The 23,058-nt window shown below is 42.4% G+C and carries 21 protein-coding genes, 4 tRNA genes and 3 pseudogenes; 13 read left to right on the plus strand and 15 right to left on the minus strand.

The window, feature by feature from the left end:
* Nucleotides 1-49 precede the first annotated feature (49 nt).
* The 4 genes from MF4640_RS13110 to MF4640_RS13120 all read left to right on the plus strand — a co-directional run bounded on the left by MF4640_RS13110 (nucleotide 50) and on the right by MF4640_RS13120 (nucleotide 2,540).
* Complete coding sequence (locus tag MF4640_RS13110) at nucleotides 50-625, plus strand: xanthine phosphoribosyltransferase (RefSeq protein ID WP_004691243.1); 576 nt, start codon at nucleotides 50-52, stop codon at nucleotides 623-625.
* 276 nt (nucleotides 626-901) lie between these two features.
* On the plus strand, nucleotides 902-1,396 hold the full coding sequence (locus tag MF4640_RS19740) for a GAF domain-containing protein (protein ID WP_227518665.1): 495 nt from the start codon (nucleotides 902-904) through the stop codon (nucleotides 1,394-1,396).
* A 156-nt stretch (nucleotides 1,397-1,552) separates the two neighbouring features.
* The gene (locus MF4640_RS19745; RefSeq protein ID WP_227518538.1) at nucleotides 1,553-1,954 is read left to right on the plus strand and encodes a GGDEF domain-containing protein; all 402 of its coding nucleotides are present in this window, start codon (nucleotides 1,553-1,555) and stop codon (nucleotides 1,952-1,954) included.
* Between the two features lie 211 nt (nucleotides 1,955-2,165).
* Nucleotides 2,166-2,540, plus strand: a complete 375-nt coding sequence (locus MF4640_RS13120; protein ID WP_004691247.1) for a hypothetical protein — start codon at nucleotides 2,166-2,168, stop codon at nucleotides 2,538-2,540.
* Between the two features lie 43 nt (nucleotides 2,541-2,583).
* Here MF4640_RS13120 and wrbA read toward each other — a convergent pair whose 3' ends face one another.
* A complete protein-coding gene (gene wrbA, locus MF4640_RS13125) occupies nucleotides 2,584-3,177 on the minus strand; it encodes an NAD(P)H:quinone oxidoreductase (protein WP_078389871.1) in 594 nt (197 codons plus the stop codon).
* Nucleotides 3,178-3,292: 115 nt separating this feature from the next.
* Between wrbA and MF4640_RS13130 the strand changes: the two genes are divergently transcribed.
* On the plus strand, nucleotides 3,293-4,543 hold the full coding sequence (locus tag MF4640_RS13130; protein WP_005401259.1) for a YihY family inner membrane protein: 1,251 nt from the start codon (nucleotides 3,293-3,295) through the stop codon (nucleotides 4,541-4,543).
* An 82-nt stretch (nucleotides 4,544-4,625) separates the two neighbouring features.
* On the opposite strand, the gene MF4640_RS13135 is transcribed toward MF4640_RS13130, so the two are convergent.
* Nucleotides 4,626-5,561, minus strand: coding sequence for a DMT family transporter (locus tag MF4640_RS13135; RefSeq protein WP_078389872.1), 936 nt, complete (start codon nucleotides 5,559-5,561; stop codon nucleotides 4,626-4,628).
* A 104-nt stretch (nucleotides 5,562-5,665) separates the two neighbouring features.
* Between MF4640_RS13135 and MF4640_RS13140 the strand changes: the two are divergent.
* Nucleotides 5,666-6,473, plus strand: a pseudogene (locus MF4640_RS13140) (AraC family transcriptional regulator).
* 60 nt (nucleotides 6,474-6,533) lie between these two features.
* On the opposite strand, the gene MF4640_RS13145 reads toward MF4640_RS13140, so the two are convergent.
* The 3 genes from MF4640_RS13145 to MF4640_RS13155 form a co-directional block, all read right to left on the minus strand.
* Nucleotides 6,534-7,178 (minus strand): fumarylacetoacetate hydrolase family protein, encoded by a 645-nt coding sequence (locus MF4640_RS13145; protein WP_005401263.1) that lies wholly within the window; start codon nucleotides 7,176-7,178, stop codon nucleotides 6,534-6,536.
* A 42-nt stretch (nucleotides 7,179-7,220) separates the two neighbouring features.
* A complete protein-coding gene (locus MF4640_RS13150) occupies nucleotides 7,221-7,718 on the minus strand; it encodes a YcxB family protein (protein WP_004691260.1) in 498 nt (165 codons plus the stop codon).
* 269 nt (nucleotides 7,719-7,987) lie between these two features.
* Nucleotides 7,988-8,064, minus strand: a tRNA-Arg gene (locus MF4640_RS13155).
* A gap of 245 nt (nucleotides 8,065-8,309) precedes the next feature.
* On the opposite strand from MF4640_RS13155, the gene MF4640_RS13160 reads away from it, so the two are divergent.
* Nucleotides 8,310-8,990 (plus strand): hypothetical protein, encoded by a 681-nt coding sequence (locus tag MF4640_RS13160; protein ID WP_227518666.1) that lies wholly within the window; start codon nucleotides 8,310-8,312, stop codon nucleotides 8,988-8,990.
* Nucleotides 8,991-9,055: 65 nt separating this feature from the next.
* On the opposite strand, the gene MF4640_RS13165 is transcribed toward MF4640_RS13160, so the two are convergent.
* The 3 genes from MF4640_RS13165 to MF4640_RS13175 all read right to left on the minus strand — a co-directional run bounded on the left by MF4640_RS13165 (nucleotide 9,056) and on the right by MF4640_RS13175 (nucleotide 9,361).
* Nucleotides 9,056-9,132 (minus strand) — tRNA-Arg (locus tag MF4640_RS13165).
* A 48-nt stretch (nucleotides 9,133-9,180) separates the two neighbouring features.
* Nucleotides 9,181-9,257 (minus strand) — tRNA-Arg (locus MF4640_RS13170).
* A gap of 14 nt (nucleotides 9,258-9,271) precedes the next feature.
* A tRNA-Ser gene (locus MF4640_RS13175) sits at nucleotides 9,272-9,361 on the minus strand.
* Nucleotides 9,362-9,625: 264 nt separating this feature from the next.
* Between MF4640_RS13175 and rnr the strand changes: the two genes are divergently transcribed.
* The 5 genes from rnr to MF4640_RS13200 are packed head-to-tail and all read left to right on the plus strand — an operon-like array spanning nucleotide 9,626 to nucleotide 15,796.
* Nucleotides 9,626-12,064: a ribonuclease R gene (rnr, locus tag MF4640_RS13180; RefSeq protein ID WP_193791552.1), complete on the plus strand. Its 2,439-nt coding sequence runs from the start codon at nucleotides 9,626-9,628 to the stop codon at nucleotides 12,062-12,064.
* Nucleotides 12,065-12,122: 58 nt separating this feature from the next.
* Nucleotides 12,123-13,004, plus strand: a complete 882-nt coding sequence (locus MF4640_RS13185) for a VanW family protein (protein WP_078389874.1) — start codon at nucleotides 12,123-12,125, stop codon at nucleotides 13,002-13,004.
* Nucleotides 13,005-13,056: 52 nt separating this feature from the next.
* Nucleotides 13,057-15,099: a M3 family metallopeptidase gene (locus MF4640_RS13190; protein ID WP_171263889.1), complete on the plus strand. Its 2,043-nt coding sequence runs from the start codon at nucleotides 13,057-13,059 to the stop codon at nucleotides 15,097-15,099.
* A 52-nt stretch (nucleotides 15,100-15,151) separates the two neighbouring features.
* Nucleotides 15,152-15,364, plus strand: a complete 213-nt coding sequence (locus MF4640_RS13195) for a YheV family putative zinc ribbon protein (protein WP_171262515.1) — start codon at nucleotides 15,152-15,154, stop codon at nucleotides 15,362-15,364.
* A gap of 12 nt (nucleotides 15,365-15,376) precedes the next feature.
* Nucleotides 15,377-15,796: a hypothetical protein gene (locus MF4640_RS13200; protein WP_004691270.1), complete on the plus strand. Its 420-nt coding sequence runs from the start codon at nucleotides 15,377-15,379 to the stop codon at nucleotides 15,794-15,796.
* 424 nt (nucleotides 15,797-16,220) lie between these two features.
* On the opposite strand, the pseudogene MF4640_RS19980 reads toward MF4640_RS13200, so the two are convergent.
* The 7 genes and pseudogenes from MF4640_RS19980 to MF4640_RS13235 form a co-directional block, all read right to left on the minus strand.
* Nucleotides 16,221-16,760 (minus strand): annotated as a pseudogene (locus MF4640_RS19980) (TRAP transporter large permease subunit); the annotation flags it as partial.
* Nucleotides 16,761-16,900: 140 nt separating this feature from the next.
* Nucleotides 16,901-18,503, minus strand: a pseudogene (locus MF4640_RS13205) (hypothetical protein); the annotation flags it as partial.
* Between the two features lie 182 nt (nucleotides 18,504-18,685).
* Nucleotides 18,686-19,258, minus strand: a complete 573-nt coding sequence (rrtA, locus tag MF4640_RS13210; RefSeq protein ID WP_078389878.1) for a rhombosortase — start codon at nucleotides 19,256-19,258, stop codon at nucleotides 18,686-18,688.
* Between the two features lie 71 nt (nucleotides 19,259-19,329).
* Nucleotides 19,330-20,367 (minus strand): hypothetical protein, encoded by a 1,038-nt coding sequence (locus MF4640_RS19910; RefSeq protein ID WP_004977889.1) that lies wholly within the window; start codon nucleotides 20,365-20,367, stop codon nucleotides 19,330-19,332.
* A gap of 219 nt (nucleotides 20,368-20,586) precedes the next feature.
* On the minus strand, nucleotides 20,587-20,817 hold the full coding sequence (locus MF4640_RS19475; protein WP_078389881.1) for a hypothetical protein: 231 nt from the start codon (nucleotides 20,815-20,817) through the stop codon (nucleotides 20,587-20,589).
* A gap of 76 nt (nucleotides 20,818-20,893) precedes the next feature.
* The gene (locus tag MF4640_RS13230) at nucleotides 20,894-21,280 is read right to left on the minus strand and encodes a protein YgfX (protein ID WP_078389882.1); all 387 of its coding nucleotides are present in this window, start codon (nucleotides 21,278-21,280) and stop codon (nucleotides 20,894-20,896) included.
* A 5-nt stretch (nucleotides 21,281-21,285) separates the two neighbouring features.
* Nucleotides 21,286-21,543, minus strand: coding sequence for a succinate dehydrogenase assembly factor 2 (locus MF4640_RS13235; RefSeq protein ID WP_004977895.1), 258 nt, complete (start codon nucleotides 21,541-21,543; stop codon nucleotides 21,286-21,288).
* 192 nt (nucleotides 21,544-21,735) lie between these two features.
* Between MF4640_RS13235 and MF4640_RS13240 the strand changes: the two genes are divergently transcribed.
* Nucleotides 21,736-22,908, plus strand: coding sequence for an acyl-CoA dehydrogenase family protein (locus MF4640_RS13240; protein WP_078389883.1), 1,173 nt, complete (start codon nucleotides 21,736-21,738; stop codon nucleotides 22,906-22,908).
* The last annotated feature ends 150 nt before the right edge of the window (nucleotides 22,909-23,058 follow it).

Raw genomic sequence — 23,058 nt, forward strand, 5'->3', positions numbered from 1 at the left:
TAAAATACGCTTTTGCTTGAAAAAGCACCTGCCCCTAGAGGATTCTCCCGTGTACGCACTAGAACAGAAAATCTTAAGCGAAGGTATCGTTCTATCTGATGAAGTTCTGAAAGTTGATGCTTTCTTAAACCACCAAATCGATCCGGTTATGATGCAATTAATCGGTAAAGAATTTGCTGCTCGTTTTAAAGATGCAGGCATCACTAAAATCATCACGATTGAAGCATCAGGTATCGCACCTGCAATCATGGCAGGTTTAGAACTGGGCGTGCCCGTTATTTTTGCGCGTAAATACCAATCTTTAACCTTAAAAGATGACCTTTACCGCTCAAAAGTCTTTTCGTTTACCAAACAAACGGAAAGCACGATTGCAATTTCAAATAAGCACATCAGCTCAGCAGATAAAGCCCTCGTGATTGATGACTTCTTGGCTAACGGTCAAGCAGCATTGGGGCTGATTGACCTAATTCACCAAGCGAAAGCAGAAGTTGTCGGTGTCGGTATTGTGATTGAAAAATCATTCCAACCTGGTCGTGACATTTTGCTTGAAAAAGGCTACCGCGTTGAATCTTTGGCACGCGTAAAGTCTTTGGCAAATGGTACTGTTGAATTTGTTCGTGACTAATCACGGCGTTTAACTTCAAAAAAGAGCACTTCAGGTGCTCTTTTTTTGTCACTCAGATGACCCGCGGGTCATCCACATGTAAATGCCACATTTGCGCTGTAGGTTATTTTTAATTTAAAGTAAAAATATATCGTTTTTTTTCAATTTAATTACACACTGAAGTTGGAGAAACGCGATTTATATAGCATGATCAAATCTAAAAGGTAATGTCCACTTTCTAAGAGCAAAACCAATAAAGACTAAACTGGATACTATTTTATAGAGATACCGTATTGAATGATAAATAAGAAACAATTAACTGAACGATCATTTACCCCAAGCCAATTATCTGGATTTGATGGCGTACACTCCATTCAACTCCCTGTAGACTTCATTCACGACTTGAGTAAAGCAGACTCCTTACAAGCTGTTTTAGATACCATTGCTTACTGGATTTCTCACGTGTTTGATGCGGATCGGGCCAGTATTACCCTGCAAGATACTGAAGAATATCTCAAGCTGTATTCGATCTCAGGCAATCATGCGATTCTGATGGATTTTAAAATTCCGATTGAGCAGACTTTTGTCGGACGAGTCTTTGCTCAGTCTCAACTGATCATTTGCGATGACCTCGCTCAGTCGGATGAGCTGGATTGTAAAATGCTTTCCGAGCATGGCATGGGCACCTGTATGGATGCGCCTATGATTCACAATGGCGTGTGTATTGGCACCTTAAATGTGGCAGATCAACGTAAATATCACTACACCCTACAACAAGCGATTCTTTTATAGAGCCTCGCCACATGGTTAGCTTTAAATATTAAACTGCATTTACAAGTGCAAGAAATGGCGGTCTTAACATCTACAGATGAACTCACAGCAACCTTTAATCGTCGAGTATTTCTGCAAGAAAGTAATCAAACCATGTAGCACTTCAGCCATACTCGCGTGCCATTTACGATAGGTATCTTAGATATTGATCACTTTAAACAGCTGAATGACTGTTATGGGCATACCGCAGGTGACCATGTGCTGAAAAAGATGACCAAAAAAATCCGCAGCGTACTGCGTGACGAAGACTTTTTAGCCCGTATCGGTGGTGAGGAGTTTGCGATTATTTTACCCGCCTGCTTGGGTGATGAAGCCATGCGGGTCTTTAAACGCATTTGTTCAACGATTGAAGCCATGGAAGTGCATTATGAGCAAGAAGTGCTGTGTTTCACAGTCAGTATAGGGGTTGCTGAAGTCGGCAAACATGACGCAGATGCAGAGGATGTCTTTAAACGTGCAGATAAAGCCTTGTACTGTGCCAAGCAAGCAGGAAGAAACCGAATTCACTTTGCCAACTAAACCATATTTAAAAACACAGCATAAACTACTCAAGAAAATTACAAGTTTAATAAATATTATTGCTGCAAGTTCAACTAAGATTTACTCTAGATTCAGTTGTTTAGATCTTTCAAATTCAAGCGCAAAACACGGTTGTTTTGCGCAACGTGTCATCCACACCGTAAAACGGCTGCCAGCTTCAATCACTGGTATCCCAATAGGCCAATAGACTATGGAAAATACAATTCTCTGCCCAAAATGTGGCTCTAGTGATGTTGAAAAACGCAATCACGAGCAACAACTGACTAAAATTGGGGGCGTATTGCTCAGTTCGGCAGGTGCAACTGCTGGTACCGTCGGTGGTGCAGCATCTGGAGCCTCTATTGGTGCGGCGATCGGTGCAGCGGCTGGACCTCTTGGGGTGATTATGGGTGGTACCATTGGCACTTTTGTCGGTGCAGTCAGTATTGGTGTGACAGGTGGTTTTTTAGGACATCGTTTTGGTAAAAAAGCGGGTGTGATTGTCGATAAAAATGTATTTCTTGACTATAAATGTCTCAAGTGCGGTACAAAGTTCAAAGAACAGCATCTGAAGCCAGCCCAATAATAAGAAGCCCATCATTGATGGGCTTTTTTCATGTCTAAATATTCTAGGCTTGTAGTTTCTTCACAACTTCCCCAAGACGCTTACCTTGAGCTTCGCACAGCACTTTTTCATCTTGGCTTAAGCGCTGATCATGTCGAGGCCCGCTGACATGGCTAGCGCCATAAGGTGTTCCACCTGTTTTAGTATGTGACAATGCGGGAATGGCATTGTTCAATCCTAAAATCATCATGCCATGATGAAACAATGGTGGCAGCATGGTCAATAAAGTACTTTCTTGCCCACCATGCATCGAACCTGACGAGGTAAACACACAAGCTGGCTTGCCATGCAGTGCTCCATTGAGCCATAGACTGGTGGTCTGGTCGAGGAAATATTTCATTTCAGAGGCCATGTTACCAAAACGGGTTGGTGAGCCTAGTGCCAAACCTGCACAGTTTGCCAAATCTTCTAAACTACAATAAATATCGCCTTCTGCAGGAATACTCGGCTCTGCTTCCTTCACCACAGCCGCAATATTTGGCACCGTTCGAATTTTAACTGCAATACCACTGGCTTCAATTCCATTTGCAATCAGATGCGCCATTTCACGGGTACTGCCATATTTGCTGTAATATAAAACTAAAACATAGGTTTGCATGAATAGAGTTCGGTGACAGAAAAAATAAAACTATACGGTATTTTTCCTATTTTTTGGTTAAGCTTAGGGTGAAAAATGTAGAAAAGATGAAGAAAACAAAAGAGATACTTTGCCTATGTTAGAACAGTACTTAAGAAAACTTCCTTTCTATGAGAAAACTTGGTTTCAGTTCGTTTTATTTGTACTGCGACGCTTTGAGGCCGATCGATGTCGTGAACAAGCGGGTTCACTGACCTACACCACCCTGTTTGCCGTCGTTCCGATGCTAACCGTTTTTTTGGTGATCATTTCCTCAATCAAAGCGCTTGAACCTGCACGGCAGCAATTACAACAACTGATCTATAGTAATTTTTTACCGAAAACCACGATTGCTTTTGATAAGGCCTTAAATGCGTTTACCGATAAATCCAGTAATTTAACCATTATTGGGATCTTATTTTTATTCGTCACTACCGTCATGATGCTAACCAGCATTGAAAAAGTCTTTAACCGTATTTGGCGAGTCCGCGAAACCCGCGGCGGCATTATTGGCTTTATGCGCTATTGGACCATTATTTCTTTGGGCCCTATTCTACTCGGTAGTGCCTTTGTTATTTCGTCGACGATGGCTTCCCTCAATGTTTTGAGCAATAATTTTGCAGGCTATGAACTCAATGGCGCATTTGTCCTGTGGTTGATTTCTTTCTGTCTAACGGTTTTAGGATTTTTTATCCTGAATTGGACTATTCCAAACCGAAGTGTCCCAATTAAATCCGCTTTGATTGCAGGCTTATTTAGTGCTGTCGTGTTTGAACTCCTGAAAAATTTGTTCGGCTTTATCATGTCAAACTTCACCAGTTATGAAGTCGTTTATGGTGCCTTTGCTGCGATTCCTATTTTCTTATTATGGATTTTTTTGTCGTGGAATATTGTCCTGATCGGGGTCGAAATTAGTTATGCACTGACCGCATTTACTTCCCATAAAGAGCAAAAACGGCACCCTGTCATTATGCTACTAGATTTGCTGGAGCTGTTTTATAAAAAGCAACAGCAAGGACTCAGTGTCTCTGATGATGAAGCTTTAGATGTTTTAGGAAGAGATGAATTGGGCCGTTGGCCGAGTTACGTGTTTATGCTTGAACAGCAAAACTTAGTCAAACGTACCGATGACAACCAATTTGTACTAGTACGTAATTTATCTCAAGTCGATTTTTGGAGTTTTTACAGCAAACTTCCTTACCCTTTACCAAAGCGTAAAGATTTGGGTAATGTCCATCCTGATGATGTCTGGATGCAAAAAATTGGCCCAGCGTTAGTAGAATCGGATGATTACTTGGCTGCCAAACTTGCCATTCCGCTGTCTACAATTTTTGATGATAAATCTTAAAACTTCATATTAAAAAGCGTGTCCAAGACACGTTTTTTTATATGCTGAATCAAAGCAGTCTGAGCTCAAGCTTACTCTGTATTTACTGCAAAGCCACTTTAAATGCCTGTGCATACTGCTTAATTTTATGATGCAAACTCACCGCTACCACCCCCATCAGCACAAAGCATGTTCCCACCAAAAAGTTGAGTTCTAGCTGTTCATTGAGTAACACCACACCAAAACACATACCAAAGATTGGGGTCAAAAAAGAAAAGACGCCCAACTGCGATGCCAAGTATTTTTTCAACAGCCAAAACCAAATCAGATAACTGGCAAATGACACGACAACGGTATGGAAAAGCAAACTTGTAAGGGATAATACAGACCAGTGAATCGTCGCTTGTCCCATGAAAAAAGCCACAGGGAATAACACTAAAAATGCGATAAACAGCTGATAAAATAAAGTTTGGGTCGCAGGTGCCTCTGCTAGTTTAGTCAGCCGAACAGCAATAGTCGTGGCTGCCCACAACACCCCTGCTAAGAGTGCTAAAACATCACCCCAAAGTGCAGAACTTGCAGCTGCTTGTGAAACTGCAGGAGGAAATAAAAATGCTATCACGATCCCAAAAAATGCACATGCAATGCCCAACCACTGGATAAGTGATAAACGTTCAGCAGGCAACTTCCAGTGCAAACCCAATGCTACAAAAATAGGCGCGGTATACAGCAAAACCACGGTATGCGCCGCGGAGGTAAAACGTAAAGCTTGAGCGACCAGAAAAAATTCTGCTGCAAATAAAAGCCCGACTAAAATTCCTGCGGCTAAGTAGTCTCGCCCCCATAAAGATGTGCCCTTTGCCAGCTTGATCATGGGGTAAACCATGAATGCAGAGAGACCTGAGCGAAGTGCAATTTGCATCACTGCAGAAATATCGGGGGCAGCAAGCTTTAACGCCACTTGTTGTAATCCCCACAAAATACACAGCCCAAACATAATCCCTGAAGCTTTACTGTCCAGCGCTTGACGACTACTCACGACCTGCTCCACTGAAAAAGATCAAAGCTCACTATAGATTTGTCTGAAATAAAACATATAATTTAAAACAGACAAGAGATCTTCTTATTCAGGCAATTTCAGCCATGCCCCAACGACAACAAAAAAAGAGCGCGCCACTCAAACAATTACCGACCAATGATGATATTGATAAATTATTGTGGATCAGCTTTCGCGAAGACCCCGCGCAGTCGGTTTATCCCGTGCATGGACATGCATGGGGCGAATTTGTATACGCCTTTAATGGTGTGATGGAAGTGAATATCAACCAGATTGACTACCTTACCCCGCCACCTTATGGCATTTGGCTTCCACCCAATGTAGGCCCATAGCAGCTTAAATCGTACCGATGTTTCGCATGGCACCTTGTATATCCATGAAAGCTTATGCACTCATCTGCCTCAACAAGCCGGTATTATGCTCAGCTCACCTTTGGTCTCGGCACTATTTAAGCATTTGAGACAACACAGCCTGCCAGATGATGCACCTGAACATATGCGCTTACTCTATGTCTTGCTTGACCAATTACACCATGCAGAATTGGTCAGCAGCTATTTACCGCACTCTGAACACCCGACCCTGAAAAGTATTTTAGATTTTTTACATCTGCACCCTGCGGACAACAGTTCTTTGCAACAACTGGCAGTACAGCACAATATGACTGAACGCACACTGGCACGTTATAGTCAAAAAGAACTTGGCATGTCCTTGAATGAATGGCGACAGCGTTTAAAAGTCATGAAAGCCATGAGCATGCTGACAGAAGGAAAAAAAGTCGAAAGTATCGCGCTGGATTTGGGCTATGCCAATGCATCGGCCTTTATTAATATGTTTAAACGCTGGATGGTGTATACCCCCGATCAGTTCCGCAAACTGTACCATAGCCACCAATAACGCTAAAAAAAAGATCACCGAAGTGATCTTTTTGAATGATGGGGTTTGAAAGCCTGTAAATTAAGCTTTAACAAAGGTATTCCAAGAATAGTCTTGGTTTTTGCCTTTTAGAGTCATTTTCAACTGCTCACCCGCCTGTAGTGCAGCAACCCCAGCAGGTGTACCTGTCATGACTACATCGCCCGCTTCCAAAGTGAAGACTTGGCTAATGTCGGCCAACAAGGTGCCAATGTCAAAAATTAAGTGTGCAGTGTTGCCCGCTTGGCGAAGCTCATCATTAACATGAAAACTGTAGTGCACATCATCCCAGTCCTGTACCACATCGGAAACAGCAACCCAGTCTGCCAGTACACACGAACCATCAAAGGCTTTGGCACGTTCCCAAGGCTGGCCTTTGGTTTTCAAATCATCTTGTAAGTCACGCAAGGTTAAGTCCAAACCTAAAGTTACAGCCCCTACCGCTTGAAGGGCTTGAGCTGGATCGGTTGCTTTGCTTAGGCGATGGTCAATGCGTAAAACCAGTTCACATTCATAATGGCAGCTGCCCCATGCAGGATTCCAAGAGATGCCCGCATCTAAACTGAGCAAACTGCTCGGTGGTTTGATAAATAAAACGGGACGATCAGGAATCGCATTGCCTAATTCTTTGGCATGGTCTGCATAACTACGACCGACACAGACAATTTTAGATGGACGTGTACTCATGATCTTCCTCTGATTTTTTGATAGTGTTATGGAACAAAATGCTTATTTTTTGAAAGTATTTTCAAATTTTGCTTGATCCGCACTATCGGCCAACGCACGCTTAGGCACAATCACCACAGTACGGTTTTTCAGCTCAAGCATATAGGTCAACTTGCCACTGGCAAACTTTTGCACTTCATTATAATGGACCACTTGCTTGCGACCATTGGCATAAATTTCCGCATAATCTTGGTATAAATCGATGCCTTGCTCACTTTTACCAAACTGATATTTCACAAATTGGCGCTTAAACATCATCGGCAGAAACCAATAGCGCATGAGAATTTGTAAAACCAAGAAAAATATACCCAACGCTACATAGTAGCGACCGACACCTGAAAAGCCGAGCATAAAGCCCCACACAATAATCCCGACACTAATCAACGGCGTGATAAAACGTGTCATTTGCTTTTTACCAAAGGTCGCTAAGGCAAAACCATCTTGGGATTCTTCTAAAGTAAGGAAATAACGTGTCGATAATGCAGGCTTGTTCTCTGACATAGGGTCATATCAAATAGCTAAAAATATTGTGCTCAATACTACAACACAATCGATCATTTTTTTAGGACTTTAGCAGATCGATGTTGATTAGTTACGATCCACTTAAGCCGAGGCCATACCGATATCAGAACTACATCATAAAACTGAGATGCAAAAAACAACTGAATAACTACGGCAAAAAATCCATCCCTGCTATGAATTTCTACTGAACAGAAAGTGCAGGCACAAAAAAACCGCAACATGTGCGGTTTTTTCAATATTGATCAAGTTGGTGCGCTCAGAGAGATTCGAACTCCCGACCCCTTAGTTCGTAGCCAAGTGCTCTATCCAGCTGAGCTATGAGCGCGACGTCTTGATGGGGTGCATTGTATATGGTTTATTTCATTTTGATAAGTCATTTTGTAGTAACAAACCATCAAATGTTTATTAATCGTACATAAATCAGATTAAGTCGCTAAAAAATATATAAATAATTACAACATTCACTCAATACATTAAAAATTAGTGCAAATTCACAAACAGCAACCACAACTAGTATGAGATTCTTTATAATCAAATAGAAGAATTACGTAAAATTAATTTAAAATACAAATGCCAAATCAAACAGATCAATCAACTTTAAACATGAGTAAAATTGGACCAGCAATAGCATCTGTACTTATCCTGCTCATCGTCATTGGCTATTCTATTAAAACAATAAAAAATCAAGTTCGACATATTGAAAGCTTACACTCAAACGAATGGCACGTATTTGAAAGGCATATGACTTCAAACTATTTTTTTACCGTGTCAAAATTTCGAGATAATAGTCAAAGCCTATATATAAGCCAGAATGGTGACGTATTTTATTCTCAACTTTGCACTAACAAACTAAAAAATATCTGTAAATTAGCTTATTCATCTGAAATAAAAGTTGAAAGTGTACTATTTTATGCTCAAATACATAAACGGACAGGGCGATATACTTCACTACATTTAAAAGACATCATTTTCATAGATCAAAACAATCGCCAACAAACATTTAATTATTTAACTACTTCTCCAGATGATCAAAACTCTATTTCTAATAAAAAAAATAGTTTATGGATTTCACTCATACTCATATTTATAAGTTATTTATTCTTCGGATCTTTGGCATCTTTTCAGATTTCCGATAGCATTCCTCAAAATATTAAAATGCAAAAAAAGATCAATAAAACTATTATTCTCGCAATCTGTATGTGTTACTGCTATTTAATTGCAATCACATTAATTACATTCTTGAGAAATTAATATTTTTCAAATATAAAATGATCAGACACAAAAAAACCGCAACATGTGCGGTTGATTGTTCAAGTTGGTGCGCTCAGAGAGATTCGAACTCCCGACCCCTTAGTTCGTAGCCAAGTGCTCTATCCAGCTGAGCTATGAGCGCATTACTTGTGTGCCAATTCAGGCGATACGTTACATACAGTTTACTTATTGGTGCGCTCAGAGAGATTCGAACTCCCGACCCCTTAGTTCGTAGCCAAGTGCTCTATCCAGCTGAGCTATGAGCGCGACATAAGTAAAGTTGGCGGTGAGAGAGGGATTCGAACCCTCGGTACAGTTACCCGTACGCATCCTTAGCAGGGATGTGGTTTCAGCCACTCACCCATCTCACCGTAACGTGCGGCCATAATACAAACTTCATGCTAGCACTGCAAGCACAGACACTCAATTTTTTGCATATTTCTGTTCAATTAAATACTTTTTAAACAATTTAGAGCGGATTCATTCGAATTTTTTCTTTTCTCTACATCTGCATGTTGAATAAAACAGCAGATATTCTAAATTGCCGACATAAAACACAATATTGCAATCATTTGCGTGCAGTCTGTCTTCGCATGACTTATGCTAATCCTATCTACTGACATACAGCCAAAGACATTATGAAAAATTGGGTCGATCCTGAAGCAAAAGCTGAAGCTGAACGTTATGACAACCCTATTCCGAGCCGTACGCTCATTTTAGAGACCATCGAAGAAAAAAAGACGGCTTTATCGCATGCGGACTTGGTCGAAATTTTTGAAATTGCAGATCAAAAAAGCATTGAAGCACTCAGCCATCGCCTAATTGCGATGATTCGCGATGGTCAACTGATGAAAGATGGCTTTAAGTTTCAAATTGCCGAAGAGCAACCTGAACATGAAGCAACGGTTTACATCAATAGTAAAGGCTTTGGCACGGCGAATATTGCAGGTCATGAAGACTTACTTCTACCTGAACGTGAACTGCGCCAAGTGTTTAATGGTGACCGTGTTAAAGTGCGTCAAACCTCAGTAGACCGCAAAGGTAAAGCTTGGGGCTTTATTACTGAGGTAGTGCAACACCGTGTGAAGCAAATTATTGGTAAAGTATCAATACATGATGGTGAATACTTTATTCAGCCAGCAAATCCCAATGCGCACCAACCGATTACTTTAGAAAAAGAGTTAATCGAACACGCACAAGTCAAAGTGGGCGATTCGGTTCGTGTCGCAATTGATGACTATCCAACCAAAGATGAGTTGGCGACCGGTCATATTGTGCAATCGATGGCAGACAAGGCCGACACTGAAATTATTATTCCGCAAACCATTTTAGAGTTTGGTTTGCCGTATGAGTTTCCAGAAGAAGTCATTAAAGAAGCAGAGAGCTTTAAAGAGCCTTCAGCGCAAGACCGTGAAGGTCGTATTGACCTACGTGATTTAGCCTTAGTCACTATTGATGGTGAAGATGCACGCGACTTCGATGACGCAGTCTATGCAGAAAAACGTCCAGGCGGCGGTTACCGTGTGGTGGTGGCCATTGCAGATGTCAGTCACTATGTCCGTTCAGGCAAACCACTAGATGATGAAGCTCAAGAACGGGGTACATCGGTGTATTTCCCTCACTTTGTTTTACCGATGTTGCCTGAAGCTCTTTCGAATGGCTTATGTTCACTCAATCCGCATGTAGACCGTCTATGTATGGTCTGTGATTTAAACCTGTCACGTGCCGGTCGCGTCACCAAGTTTGAGTTCTACCCGTCTGTGATGCACTCAAAGGCACGTTTAACCTATACCAATGTTGCCCAGTACTTTGAAGGCGACAGCAGTGCCATTCCAGAAGACCGTGATGTTCGCAAATCCTTAAACACCCTGTTCCAACTTTATCAAGTCCTCAAAGGTTTACGTGCAGAACGTCATGCTATGGAATTTGAAACCGTTGAAACCTACATGACCTTTGATGAACTGGGCGGCATTAAGGAAATTTTACCGCGTACGCGTAATGATGCGCATAAACTGATTGAAGAATGTATGTTATTGGCAAACGTGGCAGCGGCTGAATATGCGCTACAACATGATGTGCCAATGTTATACCGTATTCATGAACCACCTGAGTTTTCACGTATTCAAAAAGTACGCGATTTTGTCAAACTGCTCGGTCTACCGTTCCCAGAACAGCCGACTCAGAAAGACTACCAAGCCGTGATTGATGCAACCAAAGATCGTATTGATGCTCCAAGTATCCATGCCGTGCTGTTACGTTCAATGATGCAAGCCTACTATGGTGCGAATAACGCAGGTCACTTTGGTTTGGCATATGAAGCCTATACGCACTTCACTTCCCCAATTCGTCGCTACCCAGACTTGTTGTTACACCGTGCCATTAAAGCCAAGTTAAAACATAAACCTGCACCTCTTTCAGGGGCTGCTTTGGATGATGCTGGTCAACATTTCTCAGCGACTGAGCGTCGTGCAGATGAAGCGTCTCGCTCTGTCACCACATGGTTGAAATGTCATTATATGCAGCAACATTTAGGTGAAGAGTTTGTCGGCACCATTTCTGCCGTAGCGGAATTTGGTCTATTTGTCACGCTCAAAGACTTATATGTTGACGGCATGATCCATGTCAGCCAACTAGGCGATGACTACTTTGTCTATGACCAACCAAGTCAGAGCTTGATTGGGCAGGCACGCGGTCAAAGCTTTAGCTTGGGCGATGAAGTGAAAATCAAAGTTGCAGCAGTGAATTTAGAAGATCGCAAAATTGATTTTGAATTATTGCAGCAACTCTCACATGGTGGTCGGCCCATACGTAGTCGAGCACCCCGTGTTGGTAAAGCCAAAACAGCACGAAGCGAAAGTAAAGGAGAAGTCTTCAGCGAGTCGACAAACGCCTCTCCCAGTAACAGCGGAGACCAGCCCATACGACGCAAAAAAGATAAATCCCAACCTAGCTCCTACAGCAAAAAGCCTGGTAAAAAATCTTCATCAAAGTCTGAAACAAAGGTTAAAGATAAAGTGAAGAAAAAGGCTAAACTTAAAAAGAAAAAATCAAACGCAAAAGCGAAAACTGAGTAAATGATGAAAAAGGTGCTAGGGCTTAATGTGTCCTAGCACCTTTTTTCATAGGGCCAACATGAATTTTTTGCGTTTATTTTTAAGCAAACCCATCAGCCAATATCATCCCTTGCTTTACTTCATGGCCACGCGTAGCCGACGTATGATGCGCTATTGGCAATGGAAAACAGATGGGAAAGACTACGCACATTCATTTTCTAACGCTCCTTTGGCTTTTCGCGTCAAAAAGCATCAGTCCGTTCTGTTTCGTAAATTAGGCGACATCGATCAGCACTGGCAACACAATAAAGTCATCAATCTCAAAATTGCCAGTCCGTGTATTTCTGGGATTTTAATCCACCCACAACAGACTTTTTCTTTTTGTCAGTTGGTAGGACAACCAACAGCTCAAAAAGGCTATGTTGAGGGAATGGAACTCAGCTTTGGTCAAGCACGCGGTGGTATTGGCGGCGGTATTTGCCAAATTGCCAATCTCATTCACTGGCTTGTCTTGCATAGCCCATTGCAAGTGGTACAGCGTTCACAGCACTCCTTTGACCCTTTTCCAGATCATGGTCGTGTACTTCCATTTGGTAGTGGCGCTGCAATTTTTTATAACTATATTGATTATCAAATTTACAACCCCACCCCGCATAGCTTTCAAATTCGGCTGTGGTTTAGTGAGAAATGCCTAGAAGGTGAACTGCGTTGCTCAGTCGATTTAGGCTATGTCTATCACGTGTTTGAACAACAGCATGCCTTCCTAAAAATCGGGACGGACTACTACCGACAAAACGAAATTTGGCGACACCGCAAAGAAAAATATAAAAGCGGTGAAATCTTAGCAACTGAATGTATGACCCGTAACTTTGCCAAAGTGCTTTATCAGCCCTCACGCATTGATCAGCACTACCCTTCATGGGCTGAATTTCAAGCGGTGCAAAACATCAAAACCAATTAAAACTTGATTTCCCACGGCATCACCCTTACATCTAGTGATAACTGAACATTTAATTTGGCTTAAACGCATGACATTAGAAAAAGCAACCTTGCCTGTTCCACAGTTTGATCAAATCACCTTAGTACAACTCCAACAGCAGATCGAACAAGCCATTCAACAGGGTCAACATTTCTTAAAAGACCTGAGCGAAGTCCCTGAATCGATTCAGGCACAGCTTGCGGTCTTAGAACAAGTTGATCATTTAGAAAATAATATGAGTGAAGCATGGGGCGTGCTGTCCCACCTCAATGCAGTGATGAACAATGCTGAAACTCGTGAGGTGTACCAGTCACTATTACCAAGCTTAAGTGAATACTATACCGAATTAGGTCAACACACAGTGCTGTATCAAACCTATCAACACATTCATGATGCTGCGCAATTTGATCACCTCCCCGAAGCCCAACAAAGTGCGATTAAACTTGCACTGCGCGACTTCAAACTATCGGGTGTGGCTTTAGAAGGTGAAGCCAAAAAACGTTACGCAGAAATTTCGGCACGTTTATCACAACTGTCTTCAGAGTTTTCCAACCATGTTTTGGATGCCACCCAAGCCTATTTCAAACCTTTAGCGGAACACGAACTGGCAGGCTTACCACAAAGCAGTATTGAGCTGTTAAAACAATATGGTCAGCAGCGCGAACTTGATCAACCCGTTGCCACTTTAGACTTTCCATCGTACTTGGCGATTATGACCTACGCGGAAAACCGTCCTTTACGCGAAGAACTGTATCGTGCCTATACCACACGTGCATCTGATCAGTCTGAACATGCTGAGTTTGATAACACCGCGGCGATGGAAGAAATCTTAAGCCTACGTCAGGAAATGGCTGCACTGTTAGGTTTCAACAACTACGCCGAGCTTTCATTGGCCAGCAAAATGGCCCCAAATGTAGCAACGGTAGATCAGTTCTTACGTGATTTAGCTGAACATTCACGTGCCCCTGCACTCAAAGAAGTGGCGGAGCTGAAAGCTATTGCTGCTGAAGATGGCATTGAGGATTTAAAACCGTGGGACAGCACGTATTATTCGGAAAAATTGAAAGTCCAACAGTTCAATTTATCTCAAGAAGCACTCAAGCCCTACTTCCCTGCACCTAAGATTTTGCAGGGCTTATTTAGCATTGTGAACCGTCTTTATGGGATTCAAATTGTGGAGCGTGAAGCCCCTGTTTGGCACTCAGATGCACGCTATTTTGAACTCGAAGATCAAGGCGCAGTGGTCGGTGGATTCTACTTTGATCTCTATGCGCGTCAGGGCAAACGTGGCGGCGCATGGATGAGTGGTTTCCGCTCTCGCACCCAAACAACGCACGGCCTACAAAAACCGATTTGCTATATGGTGTGTAACTTTACGCCACCGGTGGGAGATCAAGCAGCACTACTGACCCATGATGAAGTGATTACCTTGTTCCATGAATTTGGACATGGTTTACATCATATGTTGACTGAAGTTGACAATATTGCGGTTGCAGGCACACACGGCGTGGCATGGGATGCGGTAGAGTTACCAAGCCAATTCATGGAGTTTTGGGCATGGGATACTGAAAGCTTAGACTTGCTCAGTGCACATATTGAGACCCAAGAAACCTTACCAGAAAGTCTACTGAAAGCCTTGCTGGACGCGCGTTTCTTCCAATCTGGCATGCAAAGTTTACGTCAAATTGAGTTTGCCCTGTTCGATCTCAGCATTCATAAAGCAGCCCCCGCTTTGAAAGCAGATCAGATCCAAGCCACTTTAAATGAGATCCGTGCACAATACGCTGTTTTAGAGACTACTCCTTATAACCGATTCCAACATAGCTTCAGCCATATTTTCGCAGGCGGCTATGCAGCGGGTTATTATTCTTATAAATGGGCGGAAGTTTTGGCCAGTGATGCCTTCGATCGCTTCGAAAATGAAGGGATTTTTAATACTGCCACTGGAAAAGAATTTCGTCAGTTTATTCTAGCAGTTGGCGGAAAAGATACAGCGCTTGATGCATTTATCAATTTCCGTGGACGCGAGCCAAAAATAGATGCTTTACTTCGTCATCAAGGTTGGACGAACCGCTAAAAAAGTGAGTAAACTAGGCGCCTAAATTGTTCAGAAGGTAAGTCTAATGACTATTAAACGTCGTTTCATTGCAGGTGCAAAATGTCCTAAATGTCAGGCGATGGATCGAGTTGTTATGCTTACCTCGAATGACGATGAATGGATTGAATGTATCGACTGTAGTTATTCTGAGAATCGTCCAACTCATGTAGACGAGCCTCAGATCCCCGCTATCCCTGACGAGGTTGGGGTCATTCAATTTAAACCACGTCAATCCAAAGAATAAAGGTTGAATCGAATGTCGTCCGTACAACACAACAACCCTAAATTACTCTGGGGTATTACAGCAGGTTTAGTCGCAATCATTGCGATTTTTGCACTTTATCAATGGTTGTTTGCTGCACAAGAGTCTGCAACACCGATGCACCAAGCGGAGTTGATTCAACCGACCGTGAAGGCGCTTCCAGAAGCTGAAAAAGCAGCTTCGACCGCCATGGCTGACAACACCATTAAATTGGTCGAAGAAGATATTTTAAAAGCACCTGTACCTGAAAATGCCTCACTTGCCAAAGAAGAAGTGGCGAAACTGGACGATATTCAAAGCCAGTTGAAGGAACAGGAAAAGAGCTTGCAAGCACAGCACAAAGATGCCGATGAACTGGTAAAGCTCAAAGAAGAACAAATTAAACTGTTAGAAGCCCAATTGGCTGCTCAGTAAAATACGGTTATTATTTTAAAGACGTTAGCCTATCGACTGATACGCTAACGTCTTTTTTTGCCCTGCTGCTTCACCCACCTATTCAATCAGCGCAAAGCCATTACACAACTCATCATCTCTTTTAAACTACCTCCACTAATAAAGTCTCTAGTCGCTATACATCACAACCCCTAGCTCATGCCAAGGATATCTTTTAGATGGACTTTATTTGTCGATTGGCTCTTATCATTGAGCCTAAGTACGGGCTGATTTTTTAAGATAGGATGCTTAGCAATATCGTTGTACTTTGATTTGATATAAGTGACGATTTGAGTGGGTAATTCCTAGAAAGAAGCTATTTTCTTCAGAAGTATCTCCAATAACTCCAAAACATAAAAAAAGCATCCGAAGATGCTTTTTTTATGGTCTAACTCAAGTTCACAACTTAGTGATACCAGCCAAATAACTTAAAGAAGTATGGAACATAAGCAATGATCAGCATCGCTGGGAACAACACGATCAAGGGTAAAATCCAACGTTCATAACGATAATAGAAAGACAAATGACGCACTTCCTCATCGGCCTCATTCACCTCGGCATCACCAATGGATTGTCTTGCTAAAAGATGATTAAGGGCCACAGGTGGTGTCACATAGCCCAACTCAAAGCCAATCAAGGTGATCATCCAAAAATGGACAGGATGAATACCATATTGATAGGCCACAGGCGCAACTGTCGCAGAAATCAAGATCACGGCGCCAAACGGATCCATAATCATCCCAACAAAGACCATCAACCCCAAAATCAGACTAATAACCAAGAACGTACTGTTAATATCAGTTGGGAAGAAACTCATCACCTCCGTACGTTCAAGCAATCCGCCCACGCTGACTGACAGTGCCATTAAAATGACCAAAGCACCGATATGTCCAACGGTTTCACTGGTCGAGATATGCATCGATTTCCAAAAACCAACTTGGCGTAATACATCCATGGAACTAGATTGAACCACCCCATGATTCACCACCTGTCCATCATCTGCAGCATTGCCATGTAGCCCTTCACGGTATTCTGCATGGGCAACTTGTGCACCCGCTAAAGCAGGCTCACCACCCGAGTTATAATTTGCGCTGAGTGTCTCATCCCAATGCCCCACAGCAGGCAAAGGCGCAGGCTGATGACGTAATTTATCAAACAACACGATCATCAATAAAATCACAGGCATCATCACGGGTGCAGTAAATTCATTTAGGTCAGTGTCTAATAAGAATTTATAGAACATCCACGTGAGGACAAAAATCACGATATAAGGCACAACTGCTAGGAATGCGCGCCCTGATTTCGGTGCGGCCAAACTCGGTGCCGCGATGCGGAATTTACTCTCTGCAAAGAAGAGTGAAACTACTAAAAACAGTGTTGAGGTCAGTAAGAACGTGTAAACACCATATTGATAAAGCAGGTCCGTCGTGACTTCTTTGTTTAAGGAAGCCACCACGACAATCAATAAGCATGGACGCAAAACTACACCCAGCGAACCCGACATTGCCGTTGCAGCCAAAGCAAACTGACGACGTCCACCTGCATTCCAGACTTCTTTATAAATAATCGCCCCTGCTGCAATCACAAAGATCCCCGATGCACCGGTATATGCGGTCGGTAAAGCCGCAGCGATTAAAATCAACCAAGTTAAAGTTTCAGGCGCCAAATTCCATGGACGCAAAATATTTAAGAACAGATCCACGACACGAGTTTGTTTCAACAACATACCCGCCCAAATAAATAGGGCTAAATTCAGGAAAATACTGGAGAATTCAACCAGCTGTCCCAAGTAAATCCCTTGCCCCATGGGGTAGTCCATGAGGAAGATAAACGCCACACCCGTAATCACCGCCATGTAGGCATACAGAGGCACACTCAGGAAAGCAAAGCCTAGACGCCCGCCGGCTTTAGCCTCTTTCGGTGGGCTAAACAGCTGCCACACACTTATCAAGGTAAGTACCGAAAACAGAATCATCCACAGCCAATAAATCAGCTGGGTTTCGCCATTCATCGGTACACCCGAGTCTTTGACTGAGTTAAATTGGCTAATACTCGAGTAAGTCAATAAACCATTACCCAGTGTCATCAGTAGGCTATAAACTCGATAATCCAGCTTGGTTGCAGGGCCACGCAAACCAATATGATGGATTTTTAAGGTGGCACTAATCGCAGCTAAAACCACCATAAAAATTAATAGAATGGCGCGATTTTCTGTTCCAAACTTAAAAATACCAAAAAAAGTGGTTTCAAAATTACGATAGGCACGGATACTTGGATGTGCCTCCATATGTTGCATGGCTTTATCATAAAACTGATACTTTTCTTCACACTGCTGCACACCTGCCAAAATGGACGCACGCACATCAGCCTCCGAAGCCGTACCAAAAAAGTCTGCGAACTCATCTGCAGCGTTGGCTTGCATTTGAGTCTTGACCAAAGCATCCACATTCGGCTGACGATTACACTCTGGCTTGGCTGGCTCTGCCCTTAAAAAAGAGTACTGCATACCCGTGGCTGGATCGCCATATAAGCGCTCACCCATACGCAGTAATTGGCCATGAATCATTTCACCTGTACCAATTAACAGCGTAAGTAACAGTAAAATCAGAATGACAAAAGTAGAAATCCACTCGGTCCATATATACTTCAGCAGATCGAGTCCTGATCTGCGCTGTCCATGATTCTGCATGTTGTTTCCTATTTTTATTACCGTTCTGTCCAGCGTTATGCACCGCAGAACCTGTCGATTTAGTCGGCTCGAGCTTGTCCTTTCTCTATACCTTTAGATTTTTGTTTTGTTTATCTTTGCATCAAATTTATATTTTTGAATATGACAATCTGGATTTTCTTTTTAGAATTTAGGTCAATCCTCTATTCATCAAATAGATTCACCCCGATTAAATACAAAGCTGCAATCACAATTCCCCAGATCACGCCCAACAAATGTGCTTCAACCAAAACTGGACTCCCGATCAGTTCAGCCGTAGCACTCTCGCCAAAGGTGTTTTCCCAAATCAATTTGCCTAAAATAAGAAACAACACCAAACTCGCAAACATCCGTTCTTTACGGTATAGCAAATGGACAATGGCTATGGAAGTGAACATTCCATGCAGCACACCTGACAACCCTGCATAGGCTTCAATATCACCCAAAAAATAATAAAAACTCAAACTAATCAGCGGCGGTAAAATCAGCAATAACGCCACAAAATGCCAAACACGGGCCCGTGGAAAAATAAAAGGCAAACACATAAAAGCCAGCATATTGAGTGCAAAATGAATCCATCCCACATGCACCCAGTGCGCTGTCCACAAGCGCCAAATTTCAGGAAAAATATCCACTCGCCAATAAATAAATTGATCTTTAAAAATCTGTAGGCATGCCGAGATCGACACGACAAACGCAATCAAAATGATTTTTCGATTCAGAAATTGATCATGCATCACATGTCCTTATCGTGTTGCTCATTCATTTATTGTTATTTTTTCTGCGCTTCCGCTCAGTTTAAAATTGGTTAACTTTCACTAAACAACTCATCTAGCTCAGAACGGTCTTCTTTTTCATCCCAGAAATGCGCCATACCACCATCCCCAGTTCGTGTCCCCGTGTGTTCAGTCCAATAACGATCTGAAATCCCCTGAACCATACTCGAGGCCATACTATCAATCAGTTTAAATTGTGGATTGCTCTGTTTTTCATCGCTATAAGAGGCCGCATAACTTTTCAATGCATCACGAATCTTGGCATCGTCCCCACTGGCTTGAGCCGCTATAGCATACATTGCATGAGATAAACGAACCCCTTTTTGCTCTCCAATTTGCATCGATTGTTTCAAGGTCTGATATGGATCAGGTTTACCTTCACCCGCACCTGGCAATAAGGTCCAAATCACCGCACGTGTTGCATTCGGCGCACCCCAAAACTTTTCATTGTCTAGACACACCATCCCACGTTCAACAATCGCCGCAATGTCTTTAGGAACATTGACTGCACCACCTGAGTTAATATCATTGGTCATGGCTTGTAACCCACTCAACATCCCCAGCATATATACAGTTTGATCCAAATCGCTGTTCATTTTTGGGCAGCCTTCACCCAATGGTTTCTTATATTTCTTTTCCCAGCGGTTTTGAAAAAGTTGATAGCCCGTATATTGGCGTTGTGCTGCAGTCGCCGCCCAACGCTTTTGTTCAATTCGAGCATCCTGTGCTTCAGAGACATTGCCTGCTTTCGAGGCACGCAAATAACGTAACTCAGCCTCAAGTGCCTGATTTTCAGCACAAATACCCGATGCTGAATAAAGTAAAACTGCCACACGCGTTGGATCTGCCCCCATGTCTTTGGTCGACATAATTGCAGGAGTCAAAGCATTGCCTGAGTTACACACCATCTCAGCATCTTCCATGGCTAAGATAGGCGGCACAATATGTTTTTCACTAAACCCGAGCGCAACATTGGCGCCTGTTTTAACCACTTGTGAACAACCCGAAAATAATAAACTTGTAAGCGCTACAACAGCCACACCTTGGCCTATTTTTTGGACTTGCGACATTTTCCTGTCCTCTATTTGTATAATTGTATGTGTCCATGCTGACAAACATAGCAGAAGCATTTTCCGAAGAAAAGAGTATTTACTCTAAATCAGACCACTACTCTGCCATGAAATAAAAAGCGGAAAATTGACTAAAATGACGCCTCAACTTTTTTTTAGGCAAAAAAAAGTAGCATAGCGACGGTTCGGCACATGCTACTTATCAACTGGGAAGCCTAGCTAGGCTTTATTTGGTTCAAATCGTTCCTTCAGCACAGTTCCTAATCGTCCTATAACAATCGCTAACACAATTGCTACTGCTACCACTAGAAACATCCAAGTTGGGATCATCATACGATTTTCCTTGTTTGCTGTTTGTGATTTGAATGTACATTTTAAAATCAAAAAACTGTAGGAAAGTTGTCTGACAATCCAAAAAAGCACATCAGTTTCTTCAGATATGTCAGACAAAGCAAGACTCCATATATTTATACTTATTATTTTTCAATAACTTAATTAAATTGTATGAGTTAAAATTGTCCAACAATTATTGCATTTTAGTGAGTATTTTCAGAGCTTTCCATTGTGTGATGGGTAACTGATCACACCAAACCAACATCGGTTTTGCTCTAAAGTGTTGAAAATAAATCACAATATAAGCACGATGATCAACAATATGGCTGATTTGCACTCGTTGCACATTGGTTTGTTTCTGAAGTGACAAAGACCAATCACGGCCATCTAAATGCTGAAGCTGAAAATGTCGCGGCCCACGTAGAAAAAACAAATACAGCACAAAGCCTGCAACCAAAGCGATCAGCCACACTCCTAAAGGAAGTAGCTGATACAAGACCAGCATCAGAACGGCATAAATCGACAACTGAAACACATAAGCCAGACGGCTGGGTTTAAGCTGAAAATGACGATGTTCCATTGCACTTATCCGTGTACATAATGCTTTAATTTTTGAATCAAGGTTTTCATTTCAGGGCGTGGCGGCTCAGAGACTTCCATAAACCAATCCAACAAATCTGGATCTTCTTGTTCAACCAAGGCAGCAAACATGGCCTTTTCCGCAGGATCTGCCTGAAGATAATAATTTTTCACATAAGGGTCAAAGTACACATCAATTTCTTTTAAACCACGACGTGCACGGTAGATTACTTTACGTTCCTCTAGGCTCATTTCTTCAGTCATTACATTCCCCAAATTAATTGAAACGGCTTAGTTTAACCGATCACACCGCCCTCGCCACTAGTTAAATGTCGCAATTTTAACAACTGGCAAAACTCATCAAAAAATCAAATAGATTTGAGCATTCAGTCCATTGTCGCATGTCCTGCTTTTCACTAATCTCTTAGCAAAATAACAACATCAGGATGAGCTTCCATGCAATCAGGCGCAATTCGCCCGTTACACAATATGCTGCCGCGTAACTTATTTAATGCTGAACATGAGGCATTTCGAGAAACTGTTCGAAAGTTTTACGCCAAAGAAGTCGTTCCGAATATTGAAAAATATGAACAACAACAACATGTCGATCGTGAACTATGGAATAAAGCAGGTGCCATGGGACTACTGTGTGCCACTATGCCTGAGGCTTATGGTGGCTCGGGTGTAGACCGCTTGTACAGTATGATTTTGATTGAGGAACAAGCCTATGCCATGGATTCCTCGACAGGGTTTTCACTACACTCTGACATTGTCGCGAACTATATCAATAACTTTGGTAGTGAAGCACAAAAACACTATTGGTTAACGCGGATGGCTTCGGGTGAAACCGTCACCGCCATTGCGATGACTGAACCTGGCACAGGCTCAGACTTGCAAGCGGTACGAACAACAGCTGTTTTAGACGGGGATGACTACATTATCAATGGCTCTAAAATCTTCATTACCAACGGCTATCTCTGCGATATGGCGATTGTGGTCTGCAAGACAGGCGACAGTGAAAAAGGTTCAGCCAATCTCTCATTAATCATCGTTGAAGCTAATCGTGCAGGATTCAGTAAAGGTAAACCCCTCAATAAAATTGGAATGAAAGGACAAGACACCTGCGAATTGTTTTTTGATCATGTGCGCGTGCCTAAAGAAAACTTGCTCGGGATGGAGGGCATGGGCTTTATGATGCTGATGAAAGAACTGGCTTGGGAGCGCATGTTGGTGGCCATTATCTGCCAAGCGGGGGCAGAAGCAGCACTGGCGCATACCGTTCAGTACACCAAAGAGCGTAAAGCTTTTGGAAAAGCGATTTCAAGCTTTCAAAATACCCGCTTTAAACTGGCGGAGTTACGTACAGAAATCGATTTTTGCCGCGCTTACCTCGACTGTTGTATGCAATTGCAACTGGAAGAGAGTCTCGGCATTGATGCCGCAGCGGCTGCCAAATATAAAATTTCCGAGATGTTTTCTAAAGTTGTCGATGAATGTCTACAACTACATGGCGGCTATGGGTATATGCTAGAATACCCGATTGCACGAGCTTATCTAGATAATCGAGCCAATCGCATTTATGCAGGAACCAATGAAATTATGAAAGAATTAATTTCCCGTTCACTCTAAGATCAAAAAGCCCCTCTTTGGATTAATGCTGATCAGTTAAGACAAAATAGCTGAAATGCGGTAAAAATGAGCGTATCCAGATACGCTCATTTTTTTATGACTTTTTCTCAGAATTTAAGTTCAGCATTTCAGCAGACAGCTCCTTCACTT

This window comes from Acinetobacter sp. MF4640 (genome assembly GCF_002018895.1).
GTDB classification, from domain to species: Bacteria; Pseudomonadota; Gammaproteobacteria; order Pseudomonadales; family Moraxellaceae; genus Acinetobacter; species Acinetobacter johnsonii.

What these genes read in the sequence shown, in the direction of transcription:
- MF4640_RS19740 (WP_227518665.1), top strand. Translation starts at nt 902, where the DNA reads ATGATAAATAAGAAACAATTAACTGAACGATCATTTACCCCAAGCCAA.
- MF4640_RS13120 (WP_004691247.1), top strand. Translation starts at nt 2,166, where the DNA reads ATGGAAAATACAATTCTCTGCCCAAAATGTGGCTCTAGTGATGTTGAA.
- wrbA (WP_078389871.1), bottom strand. Translation starts at nt 3,177, where the DNA reads ATGCAAACCTATGTTTTAGTTTTATATTACAGCAAATATGGCAGTACC.
- MF4640_RS13130 (WP_005401259.1), top strand. Translation starts at nt 3,293, where the DNA reads ATGTTAGAACAGTACTTAAGAAAACTTCCTTTCTATGAGAAAACTTGG.
- MF4640_RS13145 (WP_005401263.1), bottom strand. Translation starts at nt 7,178, where the DNA reads ATGAGTACACGTCCATCTAAAATTGTCTGTGTCGGTCGTAGTTATGCA.
- MF4640_RS13150 (WP_004691260.1), bottom strand. Translation starts at nt 7,718, where the DNA reads ATGTCAGAGAACAAGCCTGCATTATCGACACGTTATTTCCTTACTTTA.
- MF4640_RS13160 (WP_227518666.1), top strand. Translation starts at nt 8,310, where the DNA reads ATGCCAAATCAAACAGATCAATCAACTTTAAACATGAGTAAAATTGGA.
- MF4640_RS13185 (WP_078389874.1), top strand. Translation starts at nt 12,123, where the DNA reads ATGAATTTTTTGCGTTTATTTTTAAGCAAACCCATCAGCCAATATCAT.
- MF4640_RS13200 (WP_004691270.1), top strand. Translation starts at nt 15,377, where the DNA reads ATGTCGTCCGTACAACACAACAACCCTAAATTACTCTGGGGTATTACA.
- rrtA (WP_078389878.1), bottom strand. Translation starts at nt 19,258, where the DNA reads ATGCATGATCAATTTCTGAATCGAAAAATCATTTTGATTGCGTTTGTC.
- MF4640_RS19910 (WP_004977889.1), bottom strand. Translation starts at nt 20,367, where the DNA reads ATGTCGCAAGTCCAAAAAATAGGCCAAGGTGTGGCTGTTGTAGCGCTT.
- MF4640_RS13230 (WP_078389882.1), bottom strand. Translation starts at nt 21,280, where the DNA reads ATGGAACATCGTCATTTTCAGCTTAAACCCAGCCGTCTGGCTTATGTG.
- MF4640_RS13235 (WP_004977895.1), bottom strand. Translation starts at nt 21,543, where the DNA reads ATGACTGAAGAAATGAGCCTAGAGGAACGTAAAGTAATCTACCGTGCA.
- MF4640_RS13240 (WP_078389883.1), top strand. Translation starts at nt 21,736, where the DNA reads ATGCAATCAGGCGCAATTCGCCCGTTACACAATATGCTGCCGCGTAAC.